This is a genomic window from Hoeflea sp. (assembly GCF_039975035.1).
Lineage (GTDB): Bacteria > Pseudomonadota > Alphaproteobacteria > Rhizobiales > Rhizobiaceae > Hoeflea.
Map to the genome: position 1 here is coordinate 35,068 of NZ_JBDWHW010000097.1, position 17,596 is coordinate 52,663.

Below are 17,596 nucleotides of genomic sequence, written 5' to 3' on the forward strand. Positions count from 1 at the left end.
AAAGCCATGGCACACTCCATGGTGTCAACAAACGATTTGCTCCGGTGTCCCGGCGCCGGCGCATTCCAGCAAAGGAGCCGCCTATGTCGATTGATGCTCATCTTGCCACACTTGAGAAAAAACACGGTGAACTGGAGGCCGAACTCCGCACTGTGCAAGCGCAGCCATCCGTCCACGACGAGAAGATTGTCAGTATCAAGCGACGCAAGCTGCGCCTCAAGGATGAAATCAATCGTCTGCGTGCCGACACACAACATTGACCAGATTTGCATGACAAGATGACGACGCGGGGTTTCCCCCGCGTCTTTTCATTTCGGGAATAATGTGCCTGCGGGTCGAAAATAATGCGACTGCTGGACGTGGTTCAGGACCAGAATTGATCGATCCAAAGGTTCAAGTGCATGAATCCGCCGGTGTTGACGGCGTAGATCCTGCGCGTGCCCTGATTGGTGACAGTCACCAGATTGCAATCGAGAAGCGCCTTGAGGTGCTGTGAAACCGCCGGCCGGCTGATTGGCAGGCCATTGGCCAATTCGTTGACCGTGCGCGGCTGGCGGCGCAACTCTTCCAGAAGATGACGCCTGTTGGGATCAGCGATGGCTTGAAAAGCGTCCGTGGTCATCAGGTCAGGCTAATTTAAAGCAATAGACCCGGCAAGTCTTTTGTATGCGATGCAGCAATCAAACCATGTTGCTGGAATGCCGGGCCCGGAACCACTCGAGTCGCTTCATGTCGAACCGAATGTCCTTGCCTCGTCGCGCAGCAGGAATTTCTGGATCTTGCCGGTCGAAGTCTTGGGAACCTCTTGAAAGATCACCGTGCGCGGGCATTTGAACCGGGCCAGCAAGCTACGGCAATGCTCGATCACGTCCTCTTCGGACAGGCTATGGCCGGGACGGAGCTCGATAAAGGCGCAAGGGGTTTCGCCCCATTTGTCATCGGGCCTGGCCACCACTGCCGCAGCGATGATCGCCGGATGCTTGTAAAGCGCATCTTCCACCTCGATGGAAGAAATGTTCTCGCCGCCCGAGATGATGATATCCTTGGACCGGTCCTTGAGCTGGAGGTAGCCGTCCGGGTGCATCACGCCCAGATCGCCTGAATGAAACCAGCCGCCACGGAAGGCCTCGGCGCTGGCTGCGGGATTTTTCAGATAGCCTTTCATCACGATGTTGCCGCGGAACATGACCTCGCCGATGGTTTCGCCATCCGCGGGTGTCTTTTCCATAGTTTCCGGGTTCATTACGGCCATGTCTTCCAGAGCCGGATAGCGCACGCCTTGGCGCGCTTTCATGGTGGTGCGGGCGCTTCGCTCGAACGCTGACCATTCGGCCTTCCATTCGTTGACAACCGCCGGACCGTAGGTCTCGGTCAGCCCATAGAGATGAACCACCTCGAAACCGGCGTCGGCCATGCCTGCGAGAACCGCTTCGGGCGGAGGAGCGGCGGCGGTGTTGAAGCTCACGGTATGGGAGAAGTCGCGTTTGTCGGTCTCGGGTGCGTTCAGAAGCGTCGACATGACAACCGGCGCGCCGCAAAGATGCGTGACGCCATGATCCGCAATGGCGTCGTACATCGCCTTGGCCCGTACCCAGCGCAGACAGACATGCGTGCCGCCGACGACGCCGAGCGTCCAGGGAAAACACCAGCCATTGCAGTGAAACATCGGCAGGGTCCACAGATACACCGGATGGCGTCCCATGCCCGAGGCAATCACGTTGGAATAGCCCATCAACGCCGCGCCGCGGTGATGATATACCACGCCCTTGGGATTGCCGGTGGTGCCGGAGGTATAATTCAGCGAAAGGGATTCCCATTCATCGGCGGGCAGGACCCGGGTGAAATCGGGTGAGGCAGCGAGAACCAGTTCTTCATAATCGTGGCTGCCGATGCGCTCGCCTTTGGGGAACGGTGCGTCGTCCGGGTACTCGGTGTCATCATAATCTATCACTATGGGCTGAACATCTGTGTGTTCGAGCGCCTGGGATATGACCGACGAAAATTCGCGGTCAACGATCAACACCTTGCACTCTGCATGATCAAGCTGGAACGCGATTGCCGGCGCATCAAGCCGTGTGTTGATCGAGTGCAGCACCGCGCCGAGCATGGGCACGCCGTGATGGGCTTCGAGCATCGCCGGTGTGTTGGACAACATGACCGACACTGTGTCACCCTTGGAAATCCCCAGTGCCGACAGCGCATTGGCCAGCCGTTTCGAGCGTTCCAGAAAGGATCGGTAACTCACCCGCAAGGCGCCATGGATGATGGCTGTGTGATCAGGATGGATCAGCGCCGCGCGTTCGAGATGAGCCAGCGGCGTAAGAGCCTGATAGTTGGCGGAATTGCGGTCGAGGTCGGTTTCATAAGGATTGGCGGTCAAGCTCTGGTTCCCGTGCATGGTGTCGTACGATGTCCAATATCAAATCACCTGAAACAAGAGTTGTCATCAGGTCAATAGGGGGACGGCCCCGTCCCAGATCAGTTTCAGCGCCGCCAGAAATACCATCACATACATAAAGGGATAGAAAATGTCCGGTTTTATGCGCCTGACGATGAAGGCGCCGGCCAGCGTCGCCACCGGGGCCAGCGGCGCCAGCACCAGCGAGGTCGACAGATTGGTCGTGTCGAACTGGCCGAGCGCGAAATAGGGTACCAGCTTGATGGCGTTGATGATGGCAAAAAAACGCACGCTGGTTCCGGTATAGATCCTTGGATCCTGGCGGAGCGGCAGGGTGTAGATCTGATAGGGAGGCCCTCCGGCATGCGAAACAAAACTGGTGAACCCGGCCAGGGCGCCCCAAAGTGCTCCCTGGGCAGGCCTGTGCCCGCGCGCTACCTGCTGGTTGCCGGTGCGGGCCGCGGCGATGCTCTGCGCCACGAAGCGCCAGACAAACCACAGCGCCACTGCGCCAACGATCAGCCTGATCATCGGAACGGTCACCCAGGCGGCGGTGATCCAGCCGATGGCAATGCCCGCAAGCGCGCCGGGGACCATGATGACAAGTGTCCTGGTGTCCTTGTGGCTGCGCCAGGTCCACAAACTGATAATATCCATGACAACAAGGATCGGCAGCAGTATGGCGGCGGCTTGCACGGGTGAAATTGTCAGAGCCATCAGCGGCACGCCGAGCAGCGCCATGGCGCCGCCAAAGCCGCCTTTGGAAAGACCGACCATGATCACGGCCGGAATGGCGGCGGCATAGAAGTACGGGTCAGTCATCATCGGGGTGGTTGATCCTTGTGCCGCGCCGGTCTATCCCGTTTGCATTCAATTGGCCATATCGGCTTTCACCGCTGGCCCTGACAGGAACTCTCATGACAGATCCGATCAAACGTTGCCGCCTCGTCCTTGTTACACCGGATATAGCCGATGCCGCCGAATTGGCGGCGGTGACTGCTGACGCGCTGCGCGGCGGTGATGTCGCCTCGGTTATTGTTCCCCAGCACGCGCTGGACGAGAAAAGTTTTCAGAAGCGGTGCGAGGCGCTGGTCCCGGTTATCCAGGCCGCGGGCGCCGCGGCTCTGGTTGCGGGCGACTCCCGGGTCGCGGGCCGGGTCCGGCCTGACGGCCTGCATATCGAGGTTGGCCCAACCGCAATGGCGGAAGCGGTCGCGCGTCATGCGCCCGGATTGATCGTCGGCGGCGGCAACGCGCGGGAACGTCATGCTGCGTTGTCGATCGGTGAGGCGCAGCCTGATTACATCATGTTCGGCTCGATTGCCGGCGACATCAAGCCGGAGCCGCATTCCAAGAATCTGGCGCTTGCGGAATGGTGGGCGGACATGATCGAGATCCCTTGCGTCGTGATGGGTGGAACCAGCACAGCCTTCGTGGAAGATATGGCGCAGACCGGGGCCGAATTCATTGCCTTCGGACAGGCGGTTTTCTCCAATCCGGCCGAGGCCCCGCGCATAGTCGCGGAAATAAATGCAATCCTTGACGAAAAAGCGCCACGGTTTGGCCGATAATGCGCGAAAACCCTGACCCCGATATTTCGGTCGCCCACAGGTCTTCCGCCATGCTCTACAAATCATCCCGCCTGCTGCCGCTGGCATTGTTGCTGACATTGGCAAACGGAACCGCGCAAGCGCAGGACGGTTCGGGTGGCGACAAAGCCTTGGCTGGGGTCGCAGAAGCGGCGCCTGTCACAACGGGTGCCGATCAGGACAATGCGTCTGAGGATGCGACGGTGCGGGCCTTCGGCGCCTTTCAACGCGGTTACTATCTCACGGCAATGGAACTGGCGCTGCCGCGTGCGCAGCTGGGCGATCCCGCGGCCCAGACCCTGGTCGCAGAACTGTTTGCGGCAGGTCTGGGTGTGGCGCGCAGTATGGATGACGCGGCCTTCTGGTATGGTCAGGCCGCCGAAGGCGGCGATGCGTCGGCTCAGTTCAAGTATGGCGTCATGCTGCTTGAGGGCAGATATGTAGAGGCGGACAAGGCCAGGGCCGAAGAGTTGATGAAAAAGGCGGCCGACGCCGGCAATGCCTTCGCACAGTTCAATCACGCGCAAGTGCTGGTTTCGCAAAAGCCGGGTGACGCAGGCATTCTGGAGGCGCTGCCTTACTTTGAGAAGGCTGCGGACCAGGGCGTTCCGGATGCCCAATACGCGCTGGCCCAGATTTACAGCAACACCGTCGGCGTTCCCGAAGAGAAACGGGCCCGGGCCCGGGAATTCATGGAAAAGGCGGCGCGAGCCGGTTTCGACACCGCACAGCTTGACTATGCCATCTGGCTGATCGACGGGATCGGTGGTCCCAAGGACTATGAGAACGGATTTCGGTGGATGCAGATTGCCGCAAACCGGGGCAATGTGGTGGCGCAAAACCGGATGGCGGTGCTGCACATCAATGCGATCGGGACCAGCGGCGATCCGGTGGAGGCAGCCAAATGGTACATCCTGTCGCGCCGTGCCGGCTATGATGACCGGTCGCTTGACGATTTCTATCAGGGGCTGACTGAAGAGGAACAAAAACAGGCGATTGATGCCGCAAACCGGTTCGGCAAGCGCTGAACCGGCATTTTGAAACGCTCTGATCAAGCGCCAGACTTGAAAAGCTGAGCCATTTGTGGTCTTGAGGCCGCCAAGCGGCGCCGAAAACCGGGCCGGATCAAGCTGACGCGGAATGCTCCCATGAAAATCAACGGAAATGAAATTCGCCCCGGCAACGTGCTTGAGCACAATGGCGGCCTGTGGGCCGTGGTGAAAACCAATGCGGTCAAGCCCGGCAAAGGCGGCGCCTTCAACCAGGTCGAGATGAAAAATCTCATCGACGGCACCAAGCTCAACGAACGTTTCCGGGCTTCGGAAACGGTTGAGCGCATCCGGCTTGAACAGAAGGACTTCCAGTTCCTTTACGAGCAGGGTGAAGCGCTGGTGTTCATGGATCTGGAAAGCTACGAGCAGCTTGAGCTGCAAAAGGAATTCGTCGGCGATCGCCGCGCCTTCCTTCAGGACGGCATGATGGTGACGGTTGAGCTTTATGAAGACCGGCCGATTGGTATCGCCCTGCCTGATCACGTGACCCTGGCAATCGCGGAAGCCGATCCTGTGGTCAAGGGCCAGACCGCGGCGTCGTCCTACAAGCCCGCGATCCTGGAAAATGGCGTGCGCATTCTCGTGCCGCCGTTTATTTCGTCAGGCGAGCGGGTGATTGTCGACACCAACGAGCTGACTTATCTGCGTCGCGCCGACTGAAATTGATCCAGGTGCGAAACGGATCGCGCCGCCGACATCAAGGAATGAAATAGATGGCGCGTTCAGCCCTTCTCAACGTGATGGTTCAGTCCGCGCTCAAGGCCGGGCGTTCGCTGGCGCGCGATTTTGGCGAAGTTCAGAATCTTCAGGTTTCGCTCAAGGGCCCGGCGGACTATGTCAGCCAGGCTGACCGCAAGGCCGAGACCATCATCAAGACCGAGTTGCTGCGCGCCCGCCCGACCTATGGCTTCATGGGCGAGGAGAGCGAAGAGCAAACCGGGACTGACGGCGCCCATCGCTGGATTGTCGACCCGCTTGATGGTACGACGAATTTTCTGCACGGCATGCCGCATTTCGCCGTGTCGATTGCGCTTGAACGCAATGGCGAGATCGTGGCCGGCGTCATTTACAATCCCGCGACCGACGAGCTTTATACGGCCGAACGCGGCGGCGGCGCGTTCTTGAACGATCGCCGTCTGCGCGTGGCAGCCCGCAAGGCGATGTCGGATGCGGTGATTGGCACCGGTGTCCCGCATCTGGGACGCGGCCATCACGGCAAGTTCCTAGTCGAATTGCGCCATGTCATGGGCGAATGCGCGGGCATCCGGCGCATGGGCGCCGCAGCGCTGGATCTTGCCTATGTCGCAGCCGGCCGGCTCGACGGGTTCTGGGAAAAACCGCTCGAACCCTGGGACATGGCTGCGGGACTCATTTTGATCCGTGAAGCGGGCGGGTTTGTCTCCGATGTAACCGGCGGTACCGACATGTTCGGCACGAAGTCGGTCGCGGCGGGCAACGAGTATGTGCTCAAAGGTCTTCTGGAGCTGGTAAAGCGGCCTGTTCCAACGGCCTGATCCTGCCGTCACGGCTTTGTTTTAAAAGCATGCTTTCATTTCCGCCATAATATCGGCTAGTCTTTGCACAATCTTTTGATTTGGGACAAAGGCCAGGACGGACAACGCATGGCAAAACTGACATTGTCTGGATGGGGTATCTCTGAAGACGGCAGCGGAGCCGACCCGCATAAACTTTCCAGTCCGCTGGTGTTTTTCTGGAGCATGATGATCTTTCTCATCCTCTCCGGTTTCGTCGCGGCAATCCTGTACCGGCAAATACAAACCGCGTTTCTCGCCAATCCCGGACTTAACGGATTGATCCTCGGGGTGCTGGCGGTCGGGGTGTTGCTCGTCTTCACCCATGTGATCAGGCTGCGCCCGGAAGTGCGCTGGGTCAATTCGCTGCGCGCCACAGGCGACGCGGAAAAAGTTGGTCGCGACCCGGTACTGCTGGCTCCGATGCGAGCCCTGATCGGTCGCCGCCAGTCGATGGCGCTGTCGACCTCCTCGCTGCGATCCATTCTTGATTCAATTGCAACCCGTCTTGATGAATCGCGCGACACATCGCGGTATCTGATCGGACTTTTGGTGTTTTTGGGCCTTCTCGGCACATTCTGGGGCCTGCTTGGCACGATCGGATCGATCAACCAGGTGATCCAGTCGCTCGATCCGGGGACCGGAGGCACCGAGGATGTGCTTTCAACGCTGAAAAGCGGCCTGTCGGCTCCGCTGGATGGAATGGGCACGGCGTTTTCCTCATCACTCTTCGGCCTGGCAGGATCGCTGGTTCTCGGATTTCTCGACCTGCAGGCGGGGCGCGCCCAGAACCGGTTTTACACCGAGCTTGAAAACTGGCTTTCGACCATGACAGATCTCGATTCGGACGTGGCCTTGCCGTCCGACAGCGCCGGAACGACGGAAGAAATCCGCATGCTGTCGGAGCGGATGCAGAAGATGTCGCAGGATTCCGGCATGACCCCGCGCACCACCGCGGCAATGGCAAGCCTTGCCGAAGGCATACAGGGTCTGGTCAAGAACATGCGCAACGAACAGCAGATGCTTCGCGACTGGATCGAGGCGCAGCAGGTGGAAACTCGGCGGTTGCGCGAGACGCTCGACAAGCTCGCCGACAAGATCGGGGACAAGTAGGCCATGGCGCTGGCGCGAAACCGGCGGCGGGAGCATGCGGTCGACTACTGGCCGGGATTTGTCGATGCGTTGTCGACATTGCTGCTGGCCATCATGTTTCTGCTCACGGTGTTCGTGCTGGCGCAATTCTTTCTGTCGCGCGAAATTTCGGGCCGGGACCAGGTGCTCAACCGGCTCAACAGCCAGATCAACGAACTGACCCAGCTTCTGGCGCTGGAGCGTTCGGGCAAGCAGGACCTTGAGGACACGCTGGCCAACCTGCAGGCTTCGCTTTCAGAATCCGAAAGTGACCGGTCAAGATTGCAGGAGCTGCTGGCCAGCGGGTCGGGTGCAAGCGCGGCGGCTGAAGAACGCATCGGAAGCCTGACCGAAACGCTCGATGCCGAGGAAAAGGTTTCCCAGCGGGCTCTCAATCAGGTCGATCTGCTGAACCAGCAGATTGCCGCGCTGAGAGCCCAACTCGGCGCGCTCGAGGATGCGCTCGAGGTCTCGGAGAGCAAGGACAGGGAGAAGCAGGCCAAAATCGCCGATCTAGGGCGGCGGCTCAATGTTGCGCTGGCCCAGCGCGTCCAGGAGCTTAACCGTTACCGGTCCGACTTCTTTGGCCGGTTGCGGGAAATCCTGTCCAGTCGCGAGGACGTGCGCGTGGTCGGCGACCGTTTCGGGTTCCAGTCCGAGGTGCTGTTTCCATCGGGCGGCAACGAGCTCAATCCCGCCGGGCAGGAACAGATGGCCAAGCTCGCAACCGCCATCAACGAGCTTTCCCGCGAGATTCCCGAGGAAATCAACTGGGTGCTGCGCGTCGACGGGCACACCGACAATGTGCCGTTGTCAGGCAATGGCCGTTATGCCGACAACTGGGAACTCTCCAGCGCCCGCGCCACTTCGGTGGTCAAATACCTGATTTCGCAAGGGGTACCCGCCAATCGCCTGGTGGCGGCCGGCTTTGGCGAATTCCAGCCGATTGCCGAAGGCGATAGCGATACGGACCGCGCCACCAACCGCCGGATCGAGCTGAAGCTGACCGAGCGGTAATGCTACAGGGTTTAGGCCACCGACCCGCTGGCCAGTCCGGGAAACACCCGGGCTTTGGGCAATGGGGCTGCCAGCGGGGCGTAATCGGCAGGATCAAAGCGTACAAGACCGCTGAGAAACACCTGATCGCGAATCCCGGTGTCGAGGTCCGCAATTGCGGCTTCGACCGCATCGGCGATCGCTGAAGCCTGGGCGGAATACCGGGCGCTGGCAATAAGCGGCAATGCCGGCGTTTGGGGAGTGGTGGCGAAGGCAACGAGATCGTCCGCCGCCGGTTCATGGCGCTTTGCCAGTTGCCATGTGACGGCATCGATCGACGCCCAGTCAGCCTTGCCTTCCGCAACGGCCCGGATTGATGCGCGGTGCGATCCGGTTTGAAGCGGTTCGGGCAAGGATGCATGCCCGCTGTTGGCAAGCAGCCGGACCGGGGCTGCGAAACCTGATTGCGAGTGAACCATGTTGAAGGCAAAGCGCTTGTTGGCAAGGTCGCCCGGATTATCCGGCGTGGTGTTCTTGCGCGCGACAAGCACACTGAAATAATGGCCGGGGCTGGCGCCGGTGGCCGCATGGGCCGGGGTGCCTATGAGCGTCACCTTGCCGGTAAGCCGTGTCGCATAGGGGTAGCCGCAGGTCTGCGACAGGATGAGGTCGGGCTGAAGCCAGAGCGGTTCGGGGTCGTCACTGCGCTCAAGCGCTGCGGGAGCGGCAATTCCTGCATTTGACAGGTGCTTGCGAATTCCCGCCCACACGGCATCGGTGGCTTGCCGGATTTCCGGCCAGTCATACATCGGCAGGGCGGCGACGCCGGTCATGGCGCCACCGCCTTGTTTTGAGATGCCATCACTTGGTTTCGCCACCCCGTCCACGCCGGCGCTCGATCGGCCAGGCGACGGGTTCCTTGGGTCGGAAGCCGAAGCGGCGAAACACCTCCCAGTAGCTTTCATAGCGGTAGCCGCCGTTCATGCGCAAAAAGCGCGACCGGTTCTCCCGGAAGAACTCCGGAATGCGGTACCAGGCCAGCGACGGATAGGCATGGTGCACCGAGTGAAAGTTGTTGTTGAGAAACAACAGGCTCAGCGGACCACGGGATTCGATGATCACCGAGCGCTGGTTTGCCTTCTCGACCGCCTGGTGCTCAATGAACGAGCGCACCATCAACAGTCCCATGCCGAAATAGGCGGCGAAAAAATAGCCCAGCGGCGGAAGACTGCCGTAGTTGCTGACGAGCCAGAACAGCAAGGCTACTGCCAGAAAATGACGCAGCCATATCGTAAGAATGTTGCTGTCGCCGGCCTTGATGCGAACGAACTCACTGCGGATGAACCCGATTGTGGCGAGGGCCGGGCCGAGCGTCATCCGGCCAACAAGTGTGTTGTTGGCGACGAGCGCGCTTTGAAACCAGGCCGGCAGCGACACCCATATATCCCGGTCGAGATAATAGCTCTCCGGGTCGTCATAAGGGTCGGTGATGTTTTCGTTGATGTGGTGGGTGAGATGGCAGGATTTGAAGCGCAGGTAAGGCACCAGCACTCCTATTGGTGGGGCGATCAGGAAATCATTGAGTTTCTGGTTCCTGAATGGATGACCGTGTAGGAATTCATGTTGTAGCGAGGAATGCAGCGTAATCGTAGGGATGAGCAAAAGGACACGCAATGTGTCCGGCAGTTCAACCCACCCAAACGTCAGCAACAACCACACAGCATAGCAAACGCCTGCCAGAAGCAGGGTCCGCCACTCCGCGTCATTCCGCATCGTGGATACACCTTCTGAATGTTCCCGTTATAACCCGCGGACAGGCGTCCCCACCTCCGCGTGGCTTCCAGACGAACACCCGATGATTACCCTTATTCGGGATTTTTCACAAGATTGTTACACTTGTTTTTCAAACGTGTTCATTGGCAAGGCGTTCAGTGCCGGGCCTGGCTTCAAGGGAAAGGGCCTCGGCGCCGTGCTCGAACTGCAAACGTGCAAGGCGGGCATAGAGTCCGCCGCGGGACACCAGTTCGGCATGAGTGCCCTCCTCAACGATCTGCCCCTTGTCCATGACCAGAATGCGATCGGCACGCAGCACGGTAGCCAGCCGGTGAGCGATGACAATGGTCGTGCGGTTCTGCATCAGGCCTTCCAGCGCCTTCTGAACCAGTTTTTCATTCTCCGCATCGAGCGCGGATGTGGCCTCGTCGAGCAGCAGGATTGGCGCATCGCGCAGGATTGCCCGGGCAATCGCCACGCGCTGGCGCTGGCCGCCGGAAAGCGTGATGCCGCGTTCGCCGACCGGCGTTTCATAGCCCTTGTCGAGCGCCAGGATGAAGTCATGCGCCTGGGCGGCCACCGCGGCGGCTTCGATGTCGGCCTGGCTCGCGCCCGGCCTTCCAAAGGCGATATTGCTGCCGACGCTGCCGGCGAAGATGGTTACATCCTGCGGCACGAGAGCGATGCGGGCGCGCACCTCGGCCGGGTCGGCATCGCGGATATCGACATGATCGATCAGCACTGACCCCGAGGTCGTGTCGTAGAATCTCAGGATCAGGGAGAACAGGGTGGATTTGCCGGCGCCGGAAGCGCCGACCACGGCAATGGTCTCGCCGGGCCTCACATGAAAGCTGGTGCCGGTCAGCGCCGAGGTGTCGGGCCGGGCAGGGTAGGAAAAATGCACATCCTCAAAGCGAATGTCGCCCAGCGCAGGCATAGGCAGCGGCTTGGGCGAAGCCGGAGCCCGGATCTCGGGCACTTCATCAAGCAGTTCGCTCAATCGTTCGGCGGCGCCGGCAGCCTGTGACAGTTCACCCCAGACCTCCGACAGCGCGCCGAGGCTGCCTGCGGCAAACACCGAATACAGCAGAAACTGGCCGAGCGTTCCGGGCGACAATTCTCCCGACAGCACCGATTGCGCGCCATACCAGAGCACCGCGACAATGGAGCCAAAAGCCATGGCAATGGCAAAGCCGGTCAGGATGGAGCGCGCCAGAATTGACTTTCGGGCTGCGGTGAAGGCCTGTTCAACGGCTTTGCCGAAGCGGGCCTGTGAGCTTTTTTCGGTGTTGAAGGCCTGGACGGTGCGAGTTGCGCCGATGGCCTCGCCGGCAAAGGTCATGGCTTCGGCCAGACTGTCCTGGGCTTCACGCGAGCGCTTGCGCACCTTGCGGCCGAACCCGACCAGCGGGAAGACGATCAGCGGAATGGCCCCGAGAACCAGGCCGGAAAGTTTCGGCGAGGTGATGAACATCATCCCGCCCGCACCTACACACAAAATGGTGTTGCGAAGCGCGAGCGATGCTGTGGCGCCAACTGTCGATTTGATCTGGGTGGTGTCGGCAGTAAGCCTCGAGACGATTTCGCCCGACCGGTTGGCATCATAGAAGGCGGCAGACAATTGCGTGACGTGGTCAAACACGTCGCGGCGGATATCGGACACCACGCGCTCGCCAAGGGTGATGACAAAATAGTACCGGCAGGCCGACGCGATGGCGAGCATGATGGCAATCCCTGCCAGCATCGAGAAATAGCTGTTGATGAAACCGGCATCCTGCGCGGAAAAGCCATGGTCTATCATCCGGCGTATCGCCATCGGCAACGACAGCGTGGTCACAGCCGCCATCAGCAAGAAGATCAATGCTCCGGTCACCAGATGCGGGTAACGCCTTACATAAGGGGCGAGACGGGCGAGCGGGCGCATCGACCGGCGCGCGGTTCGAGTGGTGTCGGATTGTTCAGCCACGTCTTCTCCTGCAATGCGTATTCGATGATCCCGAGAGCCTGCAAAAATGGAGGCGGGCCTTGTTATCGATTGAGCCTTCATGTATAGGCTCGCCATCGAATTGGGAAGTCGTTGACCTGACGGACACCGGCTTCATTTATGTGTTTGGCCAAAATGCCGCAAGCTAAGCTGCGCAGGGGCCTCCCAAAGGCAGGACAAAGAAGATGAAGTCGAACATCCATCCCGACTACCACATGATCAAGGTTGTCATGACCGACGGCACCGAATACATGACCCAGTCAACCTGGGGTGCCGAAGGCGACACCATGAACCTCGAAATCGATCCGAAGTCGCATCCGGCATGGACCGGCGGCAACCAGCAGATGCTGGACCGTGGCGGTCGTCTTTCGAAGTTCAAGAAGCGCTTCGAAGGTCTCAGCCTGTAATCATTTCGGCCAATGCCGGATACCGAAAGCCCGCCAGCGCAAGCCCGGCGGGTTTTTTGTGCTTTCGGGCGGCGTCTGGCCGACAGTTGGCCGTGACAAAAAAAGGCCCGCGATTTTGTCGCGGACCCTGGATGCACTCCCATATGGGGTGAAGGGGTAATTCAGCGCTTGCTGAAAACCGTCTGCAGCAGCAACTGCTGGGCCTGGACCGAATTTTCGTTGTCCGGCTTCAACGCAGCCGCTTCGGCGGGACGGTAGATCTCGCGATCAAGAATGGCCACGCGGTTCTGGATGCGCAACGAACGCTCGACCAGGTCGCGGAAGCTATCCGGCAAATCGGACCAGCCCTGCGCCGTCCTGTCGCAATTGAAGCTGTCGAGGCGCACCTTGTTCTTCTCGGCCAGAACCTGATCGCGGTTCATCTCGCCATTGTTGACTGCGCGTTGCAAAAGCAGCCACGAGGCCATCTGCATCAACCGGGTGGTCAGCCGCATGGACTCCGCAGCGTAGAGAACGCCTGCCATGCGGGGCAGCGCTTTGGAAGCGGTGCGACCGGGGCCGTCGAGATAGTTCGCGGTTTCCTCAACCAGTCCCATTCCTTCGGCATAAAGCGCCTTGAATTGGGCTGAATTGGCCATGCGGTCTGCGAGATTGACGGTGTTGAGGCTGGTTTCAGACATTGGCCGGACATTCCTGATTACAAAAAAACTGTTTTAGGCGGCTGTTGCGAGGCGGCAGATATTGCTGCCGAGCCCGTATATCCTGAACTCCTGCCGTCTTTCCGGCAAGCCTATTCTTAAGAAAGGGTTAACACGCCCGCGGGCCTTGGAAGCCGCAATTTGGGACTGTTTTCGGGATGTAAAACGGCAGGTTTGCCTGTTTGAGGGTACCTGTTTTCAGTCCGGGAAGGCAAGCTTCATGGCGCAATGGCCGGACCAAAAAAAGAGCCGCATCAGCGGCTCTCAAGAGTTTAACAGGGAGGCGTCAAACAATTCGACCCGAGGTCAAATTGTCAAATCCAGGAAGCCCGGATGCCTATAGTAAAGACTTGTAAAGCTTAACCGAAGCTTAACAAAGAGCGTTTTTCCCGCAAGCGTTTGCATATGTTGAATTATTTTGATTTGAACAGGTCCTCTGCAACGCTGCGGCTGGAGGTTTTTGCGCGTTTGTCTGCTTCCAGTCTGGTGATCTCCTCTTTCAAAACAGCGATTCGTTCCTCAAGTTCCCCTGCGGAAAGGAATGTCAGGTCGCAGCCGATTTCATGAAGCTTCCTGGGTTTCGGGCGGTCATCATCTGCAAACATGGTTTCTGTCTCCCGTTGGGCTCTGGTTTGGTCGGACAATTTCCAACCGGCATTGCCGTCACCCTAGCCTGAGCCTAAATTGCGGAAAAGTGGCAGCAGGAGAATGATGTGATGCGTGCAATCGAGATCCGCAAACCGGGGGGACCTGAAGTCCTTGCGCTGACAACACGGCAACAGCCGGTTCCCAAGCAGAGCGAACTGCTGATCAAGGTCTTTGCGGCCGGCATCAATCGTCCCGATTGCCTTCAGCGGCAGGGCGCCTATCCGCCGCCGCCGGGGGCTTCGGATATTCCCGGTCTTGAAGTTGCCGGCGAGGTCAGTGCGGTGGGCGCTGCGGTCAAGCGCTTCAAGCCGGGTGATCGCGTCTGTGCTCTGGTGGCTGGCGGCGGCTACGCGGAATTCTGTTGCGTGGACGAAACCAACGCATTGCCCGCGCTCGGCAGCCTGACCATGACCGAAGCAGCGGCCATCCCCGAAACCTTCTTCACGGTCTGGCACAATGTGTTCCAGCGCGGTGCGCTCAAACAGGGAGAGACATTCCTGGTTCATGGCGGAACCTCGGGCATCGGAACAACCGCCATTCAGCTTGCCAAGGCGTTCGGCGCCAGGGTGTTGGCAACGGCCGGCTCAGAGGCGAAATGCGCGGCAATGCGGGATCTGGGCGCGGATCTGGCCATCGACTATCGGCAGAGTGATTTTGTCGAGGCGGTGAAACAGGCAACCGACGGCAAGGGTGCCGACCTGATTCTCGATATGGTCGGTGGCGACTACATCAACCGGAATTATCAGGCCGCGGCGATCGAAGGCAGAATCGTCCAGATCGCCTTTCTGCGAGGCCGCAAGGCGGAAGTTGATTTCTCGCTGCTGATGATGAAGCGGCTTACTCACACGGGATCGACGCTGCGGGCGCGCGATATAGCCTTCAAGGCCCGGATCGCCGATGAGCTGCGCCAGCATGTCTGGCCACTGCTGAACGAACGCCAGGTGCTGCCGGTGATGGATTCGATCTTTCCTATGGATCAGGCGTCCGCGGCGCACCAGCGGATGGAGGATGGCGACCACATCGGCAAGATCGTGCTCGACATGACATGACGATCGTCGCCTGCTGCCTCAATCGTCATGGGTTGTTGCGCGCGGATCAAGATTGATCGATTCCGGCGTTGCCGAACGTGCGGATGGCGTCGAGGAGAAGTTCTCGCGCTCTTCGGCGGGAATTGCCGCGCGGATGCGGGAGCGGACGATGGCGTAAACGGCAATCGCGACATGGGCGGCGGCTGTGACCGCAAACAGCATATAGGTGTTCTGCGCCATGGCGATACCACCAATGAGCGGGCCTATGATGGTGCCGATCCCGTAGAGCAGCAGCAACCCGCCCGACACGGTGACAAACTTGTCGCTTGCGGCAAAGTCGTTGGCATGGGCAACGGTGATGGAATAGAGCGTGTAGGACATCGCGCCGTAGAGCGAAATCAAGCCGTAGAGGACGCCGATGCCGGATGGCTTTATCATCGCAATGGCGAGGCCTGAAACCCCGGCAACCGCTGCGAGGCCCGCCAGGACATAGCGTCGATCCATGCGGTCGGACATGCGGCCTGCGGGCAATTGCATGACAGCGCCCGAGAAGATCGTGATCGACATCATGGTGGCGATGGTCAGTGTGGTCAGCCCGACATCGGCGCCAAAGACCGGTGCCAGCGTGCCAAACGCGCCATTGGCAACGCCGATCAGGAGGATCGAGACGAAGGACACCGGTGAATTCCGGTAAATCATCCCGAGATCGAGCTTGATCTCCTTGAGCGGCGCCGGACTGGACGCGGTGGACACCGCTGTCGGAAGCAGCGCCAGACAATAGAGGATGCCGGCGATGATGAAAAAGGTCGTTTGGGTGATGTCACCCAGGGCGATGCTCATCTGCCCCGCGACAATGGCGACATAGGTGACTGTCATGTAGAGCGAGAAAATCAATCCCCGGGTTTCATTGGTCGCACGCTCGTTGAGCCAGCTCTCGATAATCATGAAGGCGGCGGCGATCGAGAAACCGGTGACCACCCGAAGCAGGATCCAGGAGACCGGATCAACCAGCAGACCGGTCAGCAGTGCGATGATGGCGATCGTTGCGGAAAACGCCGAGAACGCCCGGATATGGCCGATGCGCCGCACCAGTCGCTGCGAAAAGATGCAGCCGAGCACGAAACCGGTGGCCCAGCTCGTGCCGAGAAGCCCGAGTGCTGTGGGGGAGAAGCCTTCGGCAGAGCCGCGCATGGGCAGCAGCAACCCGTGCAGACCGTTGCCGGCAAGCAGAAAAGCCGTCCCGAGCAGCAAGGACAAAACGGGAAGAAGATTGCGGCGCATGAGAATCCGGTGTGTAAGAGCGTTGCAGATATCGAGCGAACCGGGAATCAATGACCGGACGACAAGCCTAGCTGATCGACTCTGATCATGACAGGTTTATGGCTGGATTGAGAAAGGCGCGGTTCATGGCGACAAAAATACTGCTTGTTCTGGTTCTGGTCGCCATGGGACTGCACCTGATCAAGCCATTCGGGCTTCCTGGCCTGCGGAGGCGGGCGGATGTCTGGAAAATCGCCCTTGTCCTCATTTTTTCCATGATGATGACGCTGGTTCTTCGTCCCTGATAAACTTGGCCACATGCTCGGCCCAATGCCTGTAGCCAAGCGCATTTGCATGAAATCCATCGACGGCGAACCCCTCCGGTCCGTCCACCGGCAGCGGGTCGAGCGCAGTGGCATATCGTTCCTGGCAAAGCTGTGCGCCGATGGTGTTGATGATCCGGACACGCATGGCAAGAATGAACGCCAGCGAACCCGGCAATGCCGGTACATCCGTCATGGAGACGACCGGTGACCAGTAGAGCTTCGCATCGGGCCAACGGCTGTGCGCGGCGTAAAGCAGGCCGCCGAAGTCTTTCTTGAAGCGCGATCTGGTGACGTAGTTCTTGGCGTCATTGGTGCCGACGGCCAGGATAACATGGGTGAAATCCCGCTCCTCGATATTGGCAACCACGTAATCGCGAACCTGGGAGGCAGTGGCAGAATTGGCCCCGGCATTGCGCCAGGAGACCGGTTTGCCGGTCATCCGGTTCAGGCACAAGGCAAGCTGCGGTCCGAGAGTGTCCTCGATGCGATCGGCACCGACGCCGGCGGCGGAGGAATCGCCGATGACCAGCACACGGATTTCAGCCGGTCCGTCGCCAATCTGGCCCTTTGGCCGGCCGCGCGGCGGCGGGAGGCGGGGCGCGGTTTTTCGTACACCGATGCCCTTGAACACGGCAACCGGCAGAAGCAACCAACTGATGAGGCCTGAAAGGAAACTGTTCATGGGCGGTATCGTATCAGCCTGTCCTGGTCATCATGCTTGCGAACGTCGCACACCCTAAAATGAAGCCCGCCGTATTTCTACGGCGGGCTGAA

At 59.7% G+C, this 17,596-nt stretch carries 20 protein-coding genes; 10 read left to right on the top strand and 10 right to left on the bottom strand.

Annotation, left to right across the window (positions count from 1 at the left end):
* Window positions 1–83 precede the first annotated feature (83 nt).
* Window positions 84–260: a DUF465 domain-containing protein gene (locus ABJN75_RS08120; protein WP_348438543.1), complete on the top strand. Its 177-nt coding sequence runs from the start codon at window positions 84–86 to the stop codon at window positions 258–260.
* A 104-nt stretch (window positions 261–364) separates the two neighbouring features.
* On the opposite strand, the gene ABJN75_RS08125 is transcribed toward ABJN75_RS08120, so the two are convergent.
* From ABJN75_RS08125 to ABJN75_RS08135, 3 genes are all read right to left on the bottom strand, one after another.
* On the bottom strand, window positions 365–625 hold the full coding sequence (locus ABJN75_RS08125; RefSeq protein ID WP_348438583.1) for a metalloregulator ArsR/SmtB family transcription factor: 261 nt from the start codon (window positions 623–625) through the stop codon (window positions 365–367).
* A 102-nt stretch (window positions 626–727) separates the two neighbouring features.
* Window positions 728–2,398, bottom strand: a complete 1,671-nt coding sequence (locus ABJN75_RS08130) for an acyl-CoA synthetase (RefSeq protein WP_348438545.1) — start codon at window positions 2,396–2,398, stop codon at window positions 728–730.
* A 48-nt stretch (window positions 2,399–2,446) separates the two neighbouring features.
* Window positions 2,447–3,223, bottom strand: a complete 777-nt coding sequence (locus ABJN75_RS08135) for a sulfite exporter TauE/SafE family protein (protein WP_348438547.1) — start codon at window positions 3,221–3,223, stop codon at window positions 2,447–2,449.
* Window positions 3,224–3,315: 92 nt separating this feature from the next.
* On the opposite strand from ABJN75_RS08135, the gene ABJN75_RS08140 reads away from it, so the two are divergent.
* From ABJN75_RS08140 to ABJN75_RS08165, 6 genes are all read left to right on the top strand, one after another.
* A complete protein-coding gene (locus ABJN75_RS08140) occupies window positions 3,316–3,969 on the top strand; it encodes a thiamine phosphate synthase (protein ID WP_348438549.1) in 654 nt (217 codons plus the stop codon).
* Window positions 3,969–5,015, top strand: coding sequence for a tetratricopeptide repeat protein (locus ABJN75_RS08145; RefSeq protein WP_348438551.1), 1,047 nt, complete (start codon window positions 3,969–3,971; stop codon window positions 5,013–5,015). Before ABJN75_RS08140 ends, ABJN75_RS08145 begins: the two co-directional genes overlap by 1 nt.
* Window positions 5,016–5,135: 120 nt before the next feature.
* Window positions 5,136–5,699: an elongation factor P gene (gene efp, locus ABJN75_RS08150; protein ID WP_348438553.1), complete on the top strand. Its 564-nt coding sequence runs from the start codon at window positions 5,136–5,138 to the stop codon at window positions 5,697–5,699.
* Window positions 5,700–5,752: 53 nt separating this feature from the next.
* Window positions 5,753–6,553 carry an inositol monophosphatase family protein gene (locus tag ABJN75_RS08155; protein WP_348438555.1) on the top strand — a complete coding sequence of 267 codons (801 nt, stop codon included), beginning with the start codon at window positions 5,753–5,755 and terminating at the stop codon, window positions 6,551–6,553.
* 108 nt (window positions 6,554–6,661) lie between these two features.
* Window positions 6,662–7,684: a flagellar motor protein MotA gene (locus ABJN75_RS08160; RefSeq protein WP_348438557.1), complete on the top strand. Its 1,023-nt coding sequence runs from the start codon at window positions 6,662–6,664 to the stop codon at window positions 7,682–7,684.
* A 3-nt stretch (window positions 7,685–7,687) separates the two neighbouring features.
* Complete coding sequence (locus ABJN75_RS08165) at window positions 7,688–8,719, top strand: peptidoglycan -binding protein (protein WP_348438559.1); 1,032 nt, start codon at window positions 7,688–7,690, stop codon at window positions 8,717–8,719.
* A gap of 11 nt (window positions 8,720–8,730) precedes the next feature.
* Here ABJN75_RS08165 and ABJN75_RS08170 read toward each other — a convergent pair whose 3' ends face one another.
* From ABJN75_RS08170 to ABJN75_RS08180, 3 genes are all read right to left on the bottom strand, one after another.
* Window positions 8,731–9,531 (bottom strand): PhnD/SsuA/transferrin family substrate-binding protein, encoded by an 801-nt coding sequence (locus ABJN75_RS08170; protein ID WP_348438561.1) that lies wholly within the window; start codon window positions 9,529–9,531, stop codon window positions 8,731–8,733.
* Between the two features lie 28 nt (window positions 9,532–9,559).
* Window positions 9,560–10,471, bottom strand: coding sequence for a fatty acid desaturase (locus tag ABJN75_RS08175; RefSeq protein ID WP_348438563.1), 912 nt, complete (start codon window positions 10,469–10,471; stop codon window positions 9,560–9,562).
* A gap of 130 nt (window positions 10,472–10,601) precedes the next feature.
* Complete coding sequence (locus ABJN75_RS08180; RefSeq protein ID WP_348438585.1) at window positions 10,602–12,395, bottom strand: ABC transporter transmembrane domain-containing protein; 1,794 nt, start codon at window positions 12,393–12,395, stop codon at window positions 10,602–10,604.
* Between the two features lie 245 nt (window positions 12,396–12,640).
* Between ABJN75_RS08180 and rpmE the strand changes: the two genes are divergently transcribed.
* The gene (rpmE, locus tag ABJN75_RS08185; protein WP_097105894.1) at window positions 12,641–12,862 is read left to right on the top strand and encodes a 50S ribosomal protein L31; all 222 of its coding nucleotides are present in this window, start codon (window positions 12,641–12,643) and stop codon (window positions 12,860–12,862) included.
* Between the two features lie 161 nt (window positions 12,863–13,023).
* Here rpmE and ABJN75_RS08190 read toward each other — a convergent pair whose 3' ends face one another.
* Entirely contained in the window at window positions 13,024–13,542 is a 519-nt protein-coding gene (locus ABJN75_RS08190) for a DUF1465 family protein (protein WP_348438565.1), read from the bottom strand.
* 431 nt (window positions 13,543–13,973) lie between these two features.
* Window positions 13,974–14,165, bottom strand: a complete 192-nt coding sequence (locus tag ABJN75_RS08195; protein WP_348438567.1) for a DUF1192 domain-containing protein — start codon at window positions 14,163–14,165, stop codon at window positions 13,974–13,976.
* Window positions 14,166–14,276: 111 nt separating this feature from the next.
* On the opposite strand from ABJN75_RS08195, the gene ABJN75_RS08200 reads away from it, so the two are divergent.
* The gene (locus ABJN75_RS08200; protein ID WP_348438587.1) at window positions 14,277–15,257 is read left to right on the top strand and encodes an NAD(P)H-quinone oxidoreductase; all 981 of its coding nucleotides are present in this window, start codon (window positions 14,277–14,279) and stop codon (window positions 15,255–15,257) included.
* An 18-nt stretch (window positions 15,258–15,275) separates the two neighbouring features.
* On the opposite strand, the gene ABJN75_RS08205 is transcribed toward ABJN75_RS08200, so the two are convergent.
* The gene (locus ABJN75_RS08205) at window positions 15,276–16,517 is read right to left on the bottom strand and encodes an MFS transporter (RefSeq protein ID WP_348438569.1); all 1,242 of its coding nucleotides are present in this window, start codon (window positions 16,515–16,517) and stop codon (window positions 15,276–15,278) included.
* 98 nt (window positions 16,518–16,615) lie between these two features.
* Here ABJN75_RS08205 and ABJN75_RS08210 point away from each other — a divergent pair, with 98 nt between their 5' ends.
* Window positions 16,616–16,801, top strand: coding sequence for a hypothetical protein (locus ABJN75_RS08210; protein ID WP_348438571.1), 186 nt, complete (start codon window positions 16,616–16,618; stop codon window positions 16,799–16,801).
* Here ABJN75_RS08210 and ABJN75_RS08215 read toward each other — a convergent pair.
* Window positions 16,761–17,504: an SGNH/GDSL hydrolase family protein gene (locus tag ABJN75_RS08215; RefSeq protein WP_348438573.1), complete on the bottom strand. Its 744-nt coding sequence runs from the start codon at window positions 17,502–17,504 to the stop codon at window positions 16,761–16,763. The two genes, ABJN75_RS08210 and ABJN75_RS08215, sit on opposite strands and share 41 nt — an antisense overlap.
* Window positions 17,505–17,596: the final 92 nt, after the last annotated feature.